Source organism: Serratia sp. MMO-28 (assembly GCF_037199905.1).
GTDB classification, from domain to species: domain Bacteria; phylum Pseudomonadota; class Gammaproteobacteria; order Enterobacterales; family Enterobacteriaceae; genus Chania; species Chania oryzae.
Map to the genome: position 1 here is coordinate 73487 of NZ_JBBCVB010000007.1, position 13449 is coordinate 86935.

Below are 13449 nucleotides of genomic sequence, written 5' to 3' on the forward strand. Positions count from 1 at the left end.
CCAGCGCCTATCGCCGCCCGCAGCCAGAGCAGCAATGCTTTGAGATGGCGTGCAGCGGCAAACTTTGCCTAGAGATTCGCGATAATAATGACTGATAACCGAAGAGGTTGAAGATGAACAAGTTCAAGATGAGTGCTCTCGCAGCTCTGACAGCCACCGTCGGGCTATTTGGCAGTGTGGGTTCAGCTATGGCTAACCAGCAGGTGGTTGATCAACTCAGCCAGTTGAAAGTGAATCTGAAGATGCAGGACAACCGTGCTGCGGATAATGGCGTCGATTGCGCCAAGCTGGGTGCCGATTGGGCATCTTGTAATAAGGTATTGATTACCCTGACTAACGCAGGGCAGGAAATCAAGGATAAAGACTGGGCGATTTATTTCCACAGCCCACGCCAGACGCTGAAAGTGGATAATGAGCAGTTCAAAATTACCCATATCACCGGCGATCTGTACAAGCTGGAACCTACCGACAAATTTACCAGCTTCCCGGCTAATCAGGCCGTTGAAATTCCGATTATTGCTGAATACTGGCAACTGTTCCACAGTGACTTCTTACCGCGCTGGTATGCCACTTCGGGCGATGCCAAGCCTAAGATCCTGGCGAATACCGATACCGAAGATGTACACCAGTTTGTTGCGCCATTTACCGGTGACCAGTGGAAACGCACCAAGGATGACCATAATATTCTGATGGTGCCTGAAAGCCGCTTCACCAAGAACCAGGATCTGAAAGTGCTGCCAGCGGCGGCATTGCGCGGCCAGATCATCCCTACGCCGATGGAGGTTAACGTTCATAAACAGGATGTTGATCTGAGCAAAGGCGTGGCGCTGGACCTGAGCGCTTTGACCAAACCGGCGGCAGATGCGGCAACCCAGCGTTTTGAACTGCTGGGTGTGGCAAACCATGCTGGTGGTTATCCGATCAGAACCGACATTCAGCCGGCTGCATTTAAAGGCGATCTGGCCGTTTCTGGCGCTTACCAACTGAAGATTGGTGAGAAAGGGGCGGTGGTTACCGGTTTCGATCAGGCTGGGGTGTTCTATGGCCTGCAATCTATCCTGTCGCTGATCCCGTCTGATGGCAGCAAGAAGATCGCGACGTTGGATGCTAAAGACGCACCACGCTTCCAGTACCGCGGCATCTTCCTGGACGTTGCGCGTAACTTCCACCATAAAGATGCGGTGCTGCGCCTGCTGGATCAGATGGCGGCCTATAAGCTGAACAAATTCCACTTCCACCTGACGGACGATGAAGGCTGGCGTATTGAGATCCCAGGCTTGCCGGAACTGACCGCGGTGGGGGGGCAGCGCTGCCACGATCTGAGCGAAACCACCTGTCTGCTACCGCAATACGGCTCAGGCCCAGAACCGCACGGTGGGTTCTTCTCCCGTCAGGATTATATCGACATCGTTAAATATGCTCAGGCACGCCAGATTGAAGTGATCCCTGAGATCGACATGCCTGCGCACGCCCGTGCAGCGATTGTTTCCATGGAAGCGCGCTACAAGAAACTGCTGGCTGAAGGCAAAGAGAAAGAGGCGAATGAGTTCCGTCTGGTGGATCCGACCGATACCTCTAATACCACCTCGGTGCAGTATTTTAACCGCCAGAGCTACCTGAACCCGTGCCTGGACTCATCCAAGAACTTTGTAGATAAGGTGATTGGCGAAGTTGCCCAGATGCACAAAGAAGCCGGTCAGCCGCTGCAAACCTGGCATTTTGGTGGGGATGAAGCGAAAAACATCCGCTTAGGTGCCGGTTATACCGACGTGAAGAAGCCGGAAGCGGGCAAGGGCATTCTTGATCTGAGCAAAGAAGACAAACCATGGGCCAAGTCTCAGGTTTGTCAGGCGATCGTTAAAGAAGGCAAAGTGGAAGATATGGAACACTTGCCAAGCTACTTCGGCCTGGAGGTCAGCCAACTGGTGAAAGCGCACGGCATTGACAGAATGCAGGCGTGGCAGGATGGCCTGAAAGATGCCAAAGATTCAAAAGCCTTCGCCACCAAGAATGTTGCGGTGAACTTCTGGGATACCCTGTACTGGGGCGGTTTCGACTCGGCTAACGACTGGGCGAACAAAGGCTATGACGTGGTGATCTCTAACCCGGACTATGTCTATATGGACTTCCCGTATGAAGTGACCCCAGACGAGCATGGTTACTACTGGGGCACGCGTTTCAGCGATGAGCAGAAGATCTTCAGCTTTGCGCCAAACAACCTGCCGCAAAATGCTGAAACTTCGGTTGACCGAGATGGCAACCACTTCAGCGCCAAGAGCGACAAACCGTGGCCGGGTGCCTATGGTCTCTCCGCCCAGCTGTGGAGTGAGGTTGTGCGTACCGATCCGCAAATGGAGTACATGATCTTCCCACGCGCGCTGTCTGTCGCAGAACGTGCCTGGCACCGTGCGAGTTGGGAGCAGGATTATAAAGCGGGTCGCGAGTATAAAGGCGGCGAAACCCATCAGGTTGATACCAAAACCTTGGAGAAAGATTGGCTGCGTTTTGCCAACCTGATCGGGCAACGCGAACTGGCCAAGCTGGATAAAGGCGGCGTGAGCTACCGTCTGCCAGTCCCAGGGGCACGCATTGTCGATGGTAAGCTGGAGGCCAACATCGCCCTGCCAGGCCTGGGGATTGAATATTCTACCGACGGTGGCAAACAGTGGCAGCGTTACGACGATCGCGCACGCCCGGCCGTAGCGGATGATGTTCAAGTTCGTGCTATCAGCCCAGACGGTAAGCGCTTCAGCCGTGCTGAGCCAGTAAAAGCCTAAGCTAAAAAATAGCCCATCTGCGTGTCGGCGGATGGGCTGCAAATGTGTCCTGTGTCTGAAAGAAGTGTTGCAAGAGAGTTATGTTTAGCCGTTGTTTTCCCCGGCAGGTCCGGGGATTTTTTTGCCTGTAAATTACGGGCATAAAAAAACCGCCGTTTCGCGGGCGGTTCCTCAATTCTGGTCAGTAGAGCTATCTTTTGTCGTGCAGCGTATCGTTCTCGCGGCAGTCACCCACTTCACAATGGCCATACAGATACAGACTGTGATTGGTGAGTTTGATGCCGTGCTGCTTGGCGATATCACGTTGACGCGCTTCGATAGATTCATCGCTGAATTCGATCACTTTGCCGCAATCCAGGCAAATCAGGTGATCATGGTGATGCTGTTGGGTGAGTTCGAACACGGATTTCCCGCCTTCAAAATTGTGACGCGTCACAATGCCCGCATCATCAAATTGGTTCAGCACGCGGTAAACCGTTGCCAAGCCGATTTCTTCACCCATATCTATCAGTTTTTTGTACAGATCTTCCGCACTGACGTGATGGCATGCCGGATCTTGCAAGACTTCCAGGATTTTGAGTCGCGGAAGCGTGACTTTTAAGCCGGCCTTCTTCAATGCGTTATTGTTGTCAGTCATGCGGATTCAGTCCTGTTACTATGCTAATCAAGTTGAGGCGTTTTCGCCTATGGCATCGGTCGGCACAAAAAGAGTTAATTGCGTCTCATTATAGAACCGCTTGCCCTAAATAGAAACCGTCGGTTGTTAACAAAGGTATATCTGCACTGTTGCATAGAGTACATGCAACGTCTTGATGGATGGGATAAACCGATACTTCAGTCTACCGTGATGGTGCGGGAAGTTACAGACTTGTAGCTTCTATTGCTCTAATACGTGATGCCGATGGCAGCCCTGCAGCCAATACTATGCGCTTTGCAGGGCTTTGTGCAATATCTGGAGGGCTTAGCCGACGATATCGGCCAGGCTCAGTTCTTCACTGATTTGTTTGACCCAGGCATCTACGCGGTCATTGGTCAGTTCTGGCTGACGATCTTCGTCAATCGCCAGGCCGACGAAGTGATCGTCATCTGCCAAGCCTTTAGAGGCTTCGAAGTGGTAGCCTTTTGTTGGCCAGTGGCCGACGATCGCGGCACCACGTGGTTCAATGATGTCACGGATGGTACCCATCGCATCGCAGAAATATTCTGCATAGTCTTCTTGGTCACCACAACCAAACAGGGCGACTAACTTACCGTTGAAGTCGATGTCTTCCAGCGTTGGGAAAAAATCATCCCAGTCACACTGTGCTTCACCGTAGTACCAGGTTGGGATGCCGAGCAGCAGGATGTCGAAAGCTTCCAGATCTTCTTTGCTGCTTTTGGCGATGTCGCGGATCTCAGCGACCTCTTTGCCAAACTTTTGCTGAAGATTTTTCTGGATCATCTTGGCAATGTTTTCGGTATTGCCAGTATCGCTGCCAAAGAAAATGCCTACATGAGCCATAGTACAGATAACCTTTTAATTCAATGAGATACCTGGAGTCTGCCGGTTGCTTACCTGCAACAACGAACTCTTTGGGGATCGTATTACGTAAGATCAAGGCAAGAGTTCAACCTGGGGACTCTCTCTTGCCAGTAAATGTCTATCATGCCAGAAATCTGCTCTGGGGTTTTATCGCATTTATGCGATGCCTGGGGAATGACTGCAAGCGGTGTTGATCTGGCGTCATCCTTAACGCCGCGCCGCGCGTGCGGCTGCCAAGATCATTGTTCTGGTTGTTCTTCCGCCAGTTTTGCCAGCAGCATTTGTTCAATCAATTCGCTGCGGCTGATGTTGCGCTGGTCCGCCAGCCTGTTCAGAGCATCCACGGCGTCTGCGTTGATTTTCAGCTCCACGCGCCGCAATCCACGCACTTTGTCACGCCGTAGCTGATTGCGCTTATTGATTCTAAGCTGCTCATCACGGGAAAGCGGGTTGGTTTTCGGGCGCCCTGGACGGCGTTCATCTGCGAACAGATCCAGCGTCGTGCGATCCGTTTGTTCTTTTGCCATTGTTGCGGACTACTGCAAGGGAGTTTGTATCCAAAAGCGCGTTTGCGCTTCAAGACGCTTCAGTTAACACCATTCGGGCTAATAAACCCTAACCCAAATTTACCCCCAGCCAAGCACAGATTTGCTCGTTGGACAGGGTGGCAAAATTATATCCCACAGGATTTCAGGCCATATGCAGCCCACGAGGTTGCAGCCTGAAAGGCGTCGGAAATAGCGCGCCATATTACCCCAGCAGATGGAGCAACGACAATGCCTAACTTAGCCAGAAACGTGCTAACTCATTCTCTTTAGCACGTTTTTTCACCATTTTGACTCAGACATCATCCAGGAAGCGATGGATAGCCCGCAACACGGCGTCCGGTTTTTCCGCATGCACCCAATGGCCGGTGCCCGCAACGACGTAAGCCCGGGCCTGAGGGAATTGACGGGCAATGCTTTCGCGGTATTGATCCTGCACATAAGGCGAAAGCCCACCGCGGATAAAAAGCGTTGGATGTGGCCAGGCAGGCACCTCTTGCCAGCCGATAATGCTTTCGTATTGTGCGATCAGGACTGGCAGGTTGAAGCGCCAAGTTCCGGCATTGAAAGACTTCAACAGGAACTGGATTACGCCTTCTTCGTCCAGATATTCGCGCATGAGCTGTGCTGCCGCTTGCCGCTGGGTAATACCGGCAGCGGTGACCGCCTGCAGAGCGGTAAAAATCTTGTCGTGGCGGCGCACGTCATACGCTACCGGGGCGATATCGATGACGATCAGCTGTGCAATGCGCTCCGGCGCTATCGCGGTCAGCGCCATAGCGGCCTTGCCCCCCATGGAGTGGCCGATAACGATGGCCTTATCCACCTGCAGGTCGTCCAGCAGCGTCAGCAGATCTTGCGCCATTGCCGGGTAAGTCATCTCTTCAGCACGCGGCGAAAGGCCATGATTGCGCAGATCGACTTTGATGACCCGATGCTGTTGATTCAGATCGCGAGCCAGTACGCCAAGGTTATCCAGATTGCCGAACATGCCGTGGATCAACACCACCGGTAGCGTGGGAGCGTTAGAAGCTAAAAGTTGATAATGTAGTTTCATGGTGAGTTCGTGACTTAAAGACATCCCGCTAGAATATCATGATTAGGCAGAGCTCGGCCCGCCTGATGAATGTCATGGTGATCTTGCAAGCCGCACGTTGTTGAGGCTAATCATCGATTTTGTTCAGGGGAAAGCCACTGTGAAAGCAATGCATGCAGCTGCGAGGGTTCCAAGGGCTTGGATAACACCAGGTAGCCTTCTTTTTCCGCTTGTTGCAATATCTCCGAATTAAACTCGCCGCTGACCATGGCGCCACAGGCCTGTGGGAAGCGGTGGAGTAACTCCTGCAAAATATCGAACCCACTCTCACCCGAGCGCAGGCGCTGATCGCACAAAATCGCCTGTGGAGAAAAACCACTTTCAAGCAGGGTAAAAGCTTCGTTGGCAGAAGCAACGCAGCGTACCGTTACCCCCCAAGCCTGCATCAAGCTGGCCCAGGCGGCGGTGACCAGCGGATCATCGTCGACGACCAGACAGGTTCCGGTAAGCATTCTGTGTGGCGCGGATAACGATTTCTGCTGAACGGCTAATGGAGCCCGGGCCGTCACGGTGTCGCTGGCCGGCACGCGCATCCAAAAACGTGAGCCTTTTCCCTCTATCGAGCTCATTCCGCACTGTACTTTCATCAGTTTCGCGCATCTTGCTACCACCGCCAGGCCCAGTCCATGCCCGGCACTGTCTATACGCCAGGCAAGCTCGGGGCGATAGAAGGGGGAGAAAATCTGGCTTTTTTCAGCGTCCGCAACGCCGATCCCGGTGTCCCAGACCTCGATCAACCACTCTTTACCACGCGGGCGAACAGAGATCAGCACCCCACCTTGTTGCGTATAGCGCAGTGCGTTGTGCGTCAGATTGATTAATGACTGCTTGAGCAGCGAGAGATCGCCTAAAGCAACGCAGCGTTGCTGGGGAAATCGCGCACGTAGCGTTAAGCCTCGGTTATTCGCCTCTTCACGAAACAGAGTGACGATAGAGTTGATTAATGGCACTAATTCCACTTCTGTTGCCGGAACATTGACAGCATTATTTTCTATGATTGTCAGGTCTAACAGTGAGTTGAACATTAAGTGTAATGAACGCACACTTTCCTGCAGATCATGGAGTTGCGGATTCAGCAGGGGATCGCGATTCTTGTGTACGATCGCTGCAATCAAAAATCCCATCGCGTGAATCGGTTGGCGAAGATCGTGGCTAGCCGTGGTGAGGAACAGGTTTTTATCATGTAATGCTTGTTCCGCTTCTTCCTTTGCCACGCGGAATTTCTCAGCCAATAAGATACTGTCCTCTTCCAGCTTCACCTGCTGAAGGAAGAAGGCATGTGAGGTCAAGGCATGACGGTAAATGGCAAAGGCATACAGCAGATTAAGCAAGAAGATGATTGGCCAAACGTCACCCGAACGCCAAGGGATCAGTACCAGCAATATTCCCCAGCAACTGATGAAGAAGCGCTGGAATGCGCCCAGTAGCGGGGTAAGGTGTGTCGCGTTGGCGGCGATGATAGCAGCAATGCTGATATTGAGCAGCAGAGTGAAATCAAAGGATTGGCTCATGGCTGTCACGATCATCAGCGAAGACAGACCGATACCGTGCAGCAAAGCTACCCGATTCACCCAAGGTAACCACTGAGCCAGCATGGCGGTGTCAGCCGTTGTCCCCAGTTTTTGGCGATAGCGGTAATGCCAAATCCTGACGAGTACGGCGGCAATAAGGTAGAGAACAATCCAACAGATGATGGGGGTTAAAGGGAGTTGCAGTTTATAGAGCCAAATGGCAAACACCATACCGACAAAAGGCACAGCATTGATACTAAAAACCAATCGCGCTAGGACATTGTTTAATAAACGGAGCTGCGAGTGCGGCTTGATGCCCTGAGGAGCTTTATCACTGAGGATATTTATCATACTGTGAAGCGTCGTCCCTGAAGTAACGTGATAGCCTCGACCCTGTTGCTGACGCCAAGCTTGCTGAGAATACCGGTAATGTGTTCTTTGATCGTCTGTTCAGACACGGCCAAGGTCATGGCGATCCTTTTGTTTGAAAATCCCCGGAGCATCATTGTCAGTACTTCTGCCTGCCGTTGGGTCAGCCCAAACTCCTGATAATTAACGGTTGATGAGGATAATGACGATGGTTCTGAGGTATCTGGGAACCAGAATTGCCCGTTTTGCAACGCCGTAACGGCTTGGTTGAAGATCTGTGGTGAGTCGTGCTTATGAAAAAAAACCGTGTGCTCCCATTTCACGGGCTTTGTGTTGAACATTATTATTTTCATCCCCGCTGATCACCAGCAGACGAATATTAGGATTTTCCTGTGGAAGTTTTCTGATTAATTGAAGAGCCGTCCCATCCGCTAACCAGAAATCCAAGACCAGCAATTGTGGGGGACCCTTCTGTTCGATCAAATCATCACATTCCTGGCGGCTGGTGGCGACGTATACATGTTGGTAACCACAATGTGTGCCTAAAAATGCCGCTATGCCCCCGGCCACCAACGGGTGGTCGTCAACGACTAAAGCGTAAGGTTTACTCACGTCACTCTCCTTTTGTCACCAATGTAACGTTCGCGTTGACTTAGGCATGTCATGGTCCACTTTTATCTGAGGCATGCCGACTCGTTAAGATACACGAGTGGCAGCATTTTGTGTGTATAATAAGCAGAACAAATAACAGGCCCGTCCAATAGGCTCAGCGCAGATAAAACCTAAGCCAGTACCCTAGTAAATTCAAATTGCAGGTAAGAGTGTGACGCAGTGAGTCTTCAGGAACTGATTCCAGCCAGTACTGAATAAATCAAGGAAGGCTAACACACATGTAACTTGAAGTAAGTGGGTATAGGATGGCACAGATATTCAGGCTAAAGTTGCATCTAGATTAAAGGTACTCTTGCTTCAAATAAACCCTACTTCAGTAGGGTTGTGCTTTTGGGATTATGTTCGTACCATTTCAACGCGTTAATAACAGCCTGCTTTAATAAGCGAGTATTTTTTTCATATTATTTAAATAAAATGGCTGTATATAGCGACTCTATTCTGTTGATGTTATCCGTTCAGTGCATTTGGGTTTTTATACATAAATATGGATTTGCTGGCTTACAGTCATTAATGCAAAGAAAACAGCTGATGACTTCGGTTATTAGCATTAATAAATAGTTTATCAAATGGATTAAGATATGCGCATGTATTTATGGAGTGTGATGGTGGTCTTGCTGCTTGCCGGCTGCAGTTCCATGGGGGAAGATAAATTCAGTGCATCGTATGTAAAGGCACATATTATACCTAAACAGACAACCAAGGCGCAGGTTCAGGCAATTTACGGTGTGCCGGATGATCAGTCTGCTGATTCTGGTGGCGAGGTGCGATGGGAGTATAAAGTAAGAGGTAATCTGAGCGCAGCCTCATCTATTGCTGGCTATATCCCCGGGGCAAGTGCCGTTTCCAGTGCTCTTGGCCTGGCTAGCTCGGCATCGGATGCCGCAGACAGTGCGAACAAGGCATCCGCTAAAGTATCAGGAAATACGGAATACCATTCGGATTTTCTTTATATCACTTTCGATAGCACTGGCATCGTTGATCGGTGGCACATGTAGTTGATACTGCCTTTGAGGTGGGCCTAGCGGTCAATGATAACTCGTTATGGAGCGTCAATTAAGCTCCCAGCAATCTTTTGCTGGGAGCTTCGATAAATGCTTTGAAATTTTTAGAAAATATTAATGTCATCACAATGATTACCGCTGAAGGGAAAGAATAAAGTTGAGATGTAACGTCTCTACATGGTTATTTTCTTTGATTTCCTGAAAATAGGTGGTGATTAATCAGACTCTACGCCGCATAAAACCACTCTTTCTTGTTAGGCAGAAGAAGTAATTTATTTCTCGCAGCGAGCAATTGGATTGAATTATAAGTTTTTTAATGTATACGCGTGAATTTCTCTTGTCTGTCTGAGTAAGATGTTAATAAATAGCTTAAAATGGCTAATGATATAATGGTTTTCTATGGTTATTAACATGCTCCGTTAATGATTGATGCATATGTGAAAATAATTTAGCGTAGCTTCCTTAAACGGGAGTTTTTTATTTCTGTGGTTGTAAAAATAATTAATCTAATAACATCTGAGCATTTTATTAAACTCATTGGAGGAGTTGCTCTGTATGAATAAAGTTTATCGTCTGGTACGCCACCGCCGCACGGGTTCTCTGGTGCCCGTTTCTGAACTCTCCCGCAGTGGCGGTAAATCCCTTCAACACCGCAAAGTCGCTATTGCCCCCGGCCTGCTTCTGGCCATGGCCGGTATGGTCGGTTCCGTAGGCTGCGCCAGTGCAGCCGAAATCGTGATTGACGGCGGTACAGAAGAAACCGTACCGGGCACTAAGCCAGACGGTTGGAAAACAGGGAACCGAGTGGATTTGGTAATCGGTGACATTAGCTCAGGCAAGCTCACTATCAGTGAAGGGGCTAAAGCGACTACGGTCGGTGCTGGCTATCTGGCAAGGCAAGCCGGTTCTGTAGGGGAGGCTTCCATTTCAGGAGCGAACTCCCGTTGGACTCTCTACAACTACGATCCTCTTTATGGTCAGAATCTTAAAGTTGGTGTCGCCGGAGAGGGCAAGGTTTCGGTGTTTGATGCCGCGACGCTGGACGTTTCATTTATTGAATTGGGGGTAAATGAAGGCGCCAAAGGCACGCTGAATATCATGGGGGCTAATTCCCAGCTCCTGGGCCATCAGGTAATGGTTGGTAACCAAGGAATCGGTGAATTCAACATTTCTGACAGCGGTAAGTTTGTACTGGATACCTTCGACAAGGTAATCGTTGGCTATGGTGCCACGGGGCAGGGAACCATTAATGTTGACGGTGCAGGGAGCCAGCTTTATCACAACAAGTACGGTTCCTCGAGCATGTATGTAGGCTACGGTGGCAAGGGGGTGATGAATGTGTCCAACGGTGCCAAAGCGGGCACAGAAGAGATACATTTGGGAACCCAGGCTGGTGCCTATGGTGAGCTGAATATTTCCGGTGTGGGATCGGTGGTGTCTTCCCCAGGTGGGGTAGTTATTCGGGCTGGCGAACAAGGAGAGGGCAAGGTCAGTATTACCGACGGTGCCGTGTTTGACGGCGGTTCTTACAGAAATTATCTGGGGGACAGTGCGGGTGGAAAAGGGACGCTGCTGGTTTCTGGTACCGGTTCTACCTGGAAGTCCTCAGTGTTGACGGTGGGTAATGGAGGGGAAGGGCAACTACAGGTCATCAATGGCGGAAGCCTTGAGGCCGCAGGGCTTGATATCGCTTCGAGGGTTAACAGCCAAGGCAGCGCCGTGGTAAGCGGTGCAACCTCTTCAATTAAGGTTGGTGTACTGAATGTCGGCGTATATGGTATCGGCAGCCTGACCATCGCTGATGGTGCTCAGGTGACCAGCACGGGTTCAGATAAATACAGTGGCGTTTCCATTGGCACCTCGCCTGCCAGCGGTAGCATTCTGGTCAAGGATCAAGGGTCGTTACTATCGGCCGGATATATCAATATTGGTGGGGCTAACGGTGACGGCACCTTGACCATCGCCGACGGTGGTTTGGTGAAGGTAAACAGTGCTGGGGAAGTTCGAATCGGTGACGGTTCGATTAAGCAGGCTGTGCTCAACATCGGTACGGGCGGCAAAGCGGGCACTCTGGAAGCCCCCAGCGTTTTTCTTCACAGCCGCGGTATTTTAAATTTCAACTACTCGGATAATCAGGATTTCGCCCCCAAGCTAAGCGGCATGGGCACCATCAATCATCTAGGAACCGGGGTTACACGCCTGATGTCCAAAGATAATATGATCGGTGGTCAAGTGAACGTTGTGGCGGGAACTTTGCAGGCGGGGGTAGCAAATGGTTTTGGTGCCAACCTTTTTAGCCCCGCCGTTTTCAGCGTTGGGCAGGCAGGAACGCTGGATCTGGCGGGTTTCAGCGCCTATTTCAGCGGGCTGAATAATGCGGGGGTTGTCAATCTGGGCGGTGCAAACAAAGCTGGGATGACACTGACTCTGTCTAATGCCACTTTCTTTAGCGGCGGCGACGGCAGCTATAAAGGCGAAGGAGGCACGCTGAGGCTGAATACGGTACTTGGGGGCGATGACTCGGTTACCGATCGTCTGGTGATCACCGGCAGCAGCAGTGGTCAATCTTGGTTACAGGTTAATAACGTCGGGGGGCAAGGCGCTAAAACGGTTGAGGGGATTGAGGTTATCAGCGTCGCTAAAGAGTCCAACGGCGTATTTAACCTGCAAAAACCGGTTGTCGCGGGCGCTTACGAGTATCTGCTGCACAAAGGGGGAGCGCAGGATCCTGCCAACGGTAACTGGTACTTGCGTTCAGAGGCCGTGAGTACGCCACAACCGCCTAAGCCTATAGTTCCTAAACCTGAAGTACCCACACCAGAAGCACCCGTTCCCTTGGTGCCACCTCAGCCTGAAACTCCTGCGCCTGGGGCTACAGATCCATTGGCTCCACAGTCAGGGAACTCACCCTCTTTACTACGCGTTGATGCGGCTGCCTATTTGAATAACCAGAATGCAGCGGTGCATATGTTCGATCATACTCGTTCCGATCGTATGGGTGAGCCTGGGTTGGGCGCTGTAGGGAAAGAGGGCAACGGGGCGGTTTGGATCCGTGGGCATCGTAATAATCTGGATGCAGGCAGGGTTGGCGAGCAACTGTCGGTTGAGACGGATCTGGACGTGATGCAGATTGGTGGTGAATTGCAGCATGCTCTTGGCGCAAGCCGGTTGCACACATGGGATCATGTTAGGTTATGGCAGCGCCGATACCCAAGCGATTTCCGATCTGAGCGGGCGTAATGCTAAAGGCAAAGTTACGGGAACCAGCTTTGGTGCTTACGGTACCTGGTACCAGAATGCCTCATCGCCAGTTGGGCTCTATCTGGATAGCTGGTTGCAGTATGGTCGCTACGACAATGACGTCCAAGGCAGTGGACTGGCTCGCGAAGAGTATAAGTCCAACACCTGGAGCGGATCGTTGGAACTGGGCTATGCATTGCCATTGTATGAGGGCATGAGACGCGGTCTGTATCTGGAACCACAAGGGCAGGTGATTTTTACCCGCTACAATGGTGATGGTCATACAGAGGAAAACGGTACCCGGATTGCGGAACAGCGCAAAAATCAGACCACTACCCGTCTTGGCGTGCGGTTGTTCAGCAATGCACTGGATCCCAAGGCTAATCAGATTCAACCGTTCTTACAGTTGAATTGGTGGTCAGGGGGTAACGACGCGACCGTTGAGATGAATGATACGAAAGTTAACCATAAACTGGCTAACAATGTGTATGAAGCTAAAGCTGGCGTTCAGTTTGTGCTGGGCAAAGGTTGGAGCGCTGCGGGTAATATTGGGGTCCAGCGGGGCAGTAATGACTTCCGTGACGTTAATGGTCAACTGGGCCTGAGGTACAGCTTCTGATCAATAACCAGCCCTGAAATCAGGGCGGTTAACGCTAACAGAGTCTTTTAGCCCTGAGCTGAGTATGCCGGGCCATGATGGGGCACCCACTGGTGCC

General features: G+C 51.1%; 9 protein-coding genes and 1 pseudogene. 4 read left to right on the plus strand and 6 right to left on the minus strand.

What is annotated here, in order from left to right:
• The first annotated feature begins 113 nt into the window (after positions 1–113).
• A complete protein-coding gene (locus WG891_RS08070) occupies positions 114–2777 on the plus strand; it encodes a beta-N-acetylhexosaminidase (RefSeq protein ID WP_337262053.1) in 2664 nt (887 codons plus the stop codon).
• 190 nt (positions 2778–2967) lie between these two features.
• Here the strand turns inward: WG891_RS08070 and fur are convergent, their stop codons facing one another.
• The 6 genes and pseudogenes from fur to WG891_RS08100 form a co-directional block, all read right to left on the minus strand.
• Positions 2968–3414 (minus strand): ferric iron uptake transcriptional regulator, encoded by a 447-nt coding sequence (fur, locus tag WG891_RS08075; RefSeq protein ID WP_337262054.1) that lies wholly within the window; start codon positions 3412–3414, stop codon positions 2968–2970.
• Between the two features lie 324 nt (positions 3415–3738).
• On the minus strand, positions 3739–4278 hold the full coding sequence (fldA, locus tag WG891_RS08080; RefSeq protein ID WP_337262055.1) for a flavodoxin FldA: 540 nt from the start codon (positions 4276–4278) through the stop codon (positions 3739–3741).
• A gap of 260 nt (positions 4279–4538) precedes the next feature.
• Complete coding sequence (gene ybfE, locus WG891_RS08085; protein WP_156293567.1) at positions 4539–4826, minus strand: LexA regulated protein; 288 nt, start codon at positions 4824–4826, stop codon at positions 4539–4541.
• 313 nt (positions 4827–5139) lie between these two features.
• Positions 5140–5901, minus strand: a complete 762-nt coding sequence (gene ybfF, locus WG891_RS08090; protein ID WP_337262056.1) for an esterase — start codon at positions 5899–5901, stop codon at positions 5140–5142.
• A 110-nt stretch (positions 5902–6011) separates the two neighbouring features.
• Positions 6012–7802: a hybrid sensor histidine kinase/response regulator gene (locus WG891_RS08095; protein ID WP_337262057.1), complete on the minus strand. Its 1791-nt coding sequence runs from the start codon at positions 7800–7802 to the stop codon at positions 6012–6014.
• Positions 7799–8432 (minus strand): annotated as a pseudogene (locus tag WG891_RS08100) (LuxR C-terminal-related transcriptional regulator). The gene WG891_RS08095 and the pseudogene WG891_RS08100 overlap by 4 nt, the downstream one beginning before the upstream one ends.
• A 638-nt stretch (positions 8433–9070) precedes the next feature.
• On the opposite strand from WG891_RS08100, the gene WG891_RS08105 reads away from it, so the two are divergent.
• The 3 genes from WG891_RS08105 (at position 9071) to WG891_RS08115 (ending at position 13352) form a co-directional block, all read left to right on the plus strand.
• On the plus strand, positions 9071–9487 hold the full coding sequence (locus tag WG891_RS08105; RefSeq protein WP_337262058.1) for a hypothetical protein: 417 nt from the start codon (positions 9071–9073) through the stop codon (positions 9485–9487).
• Positions 9488–10048: 561 nt separating this feature from the next.
• Positions 10049–12733: an autotransporter outer membrane beta-barrel domain-containing protein gene (locus WG891_RS08110; protein ID WP_337262059.1), complete on the plus strand. Its 2685-nt coding sequence runs from the start codon at positions 10049–10051 to the stop codon at positions 12731–12733.
• A complete protein-coding gene (locus WG891_RS08115; RefSeq protein WP_337262060.1) occupies positions 12678–13352 on the plus strand; it encodes an autotransporter outer membrane beta-barrel domain-containing protein in 675 nt (224 codons plus the stop codon). The genes WG891_RS08110 and WG891_RS08115 overlap by 56 nt, the downstream gene beginning before the upstream one ends.
• Positions 13353–13449 lie beyond the last annotated feature (97 nt).

What these genes read in the sequence shown, in the direction of transcription:
- WG891_RS08070 (WP_337262053.1), top strand. Translation starts at nt 114, where the DNA reads ATGAACAAGTTCAAGATGAGTGCTCTCGCAGCTCTGACAGCCACCGTC.
- fur (WP_337262054.1), bottom strand. Translation starts at nt 3,414, where the DNA reads ATGACTGACAACAATAACGCATTGAAGAAGGCCGGCTTAAAAGTCACG.
- fldA (WP_337262055.1), bottom strand. Translation starts at nt 4,278, where the DNA reads ATGGCTCATGTAGGCATTTTCTTTGGCAGCGATACTGGCAATACCGAA.
- ybfE (WP_156293567.1), bottom strand. Translation starts at nt 4,826, where the DNA reads ATGGCAAAAGAACAAACGGATCGCACGACGCTGGATCTGTTCGCAGAT.
- ybfF (WP_337262056.1), bottom strand. Translation starts at nt 5,901, where the DNA reads ATGAAACTACATTATCAACTTTTAGCTTCTAACGCTCCCACGCTACCG.
- WG891_RS08095 (WP_337262057.1), bottom strand. Translation starts at nt 7,802, where the DNA reads ATGATAAATATCCTCAGTGATAAAGCTCCTCAGGGCATCAAGCCGCAC.
- WG891_RS08105 (WP_337262058.1), top strand. Translation starts at nt 9,071, where the DNA reads ATGCGCATGTATTTATGGAGTGTGATGGTGGTCTTGCTGCTTGCCGGC.
- WG891_RS08110 (WP_337262059.1), top strand. Translation starts at nt 10,049, where the DNA reads ATGAATAAAGTTTATCGTCTGGTACGCCACCGCCGCACGGGTTCTCTG.
- WG891_RS08115 (WP_337262060.1), top strand. Translation starts at nt 12,678, where the DNA reads ATGTTAGGTTATGGCAGCGCCGATACCCAAGCGATTTCCGATCTGAGC.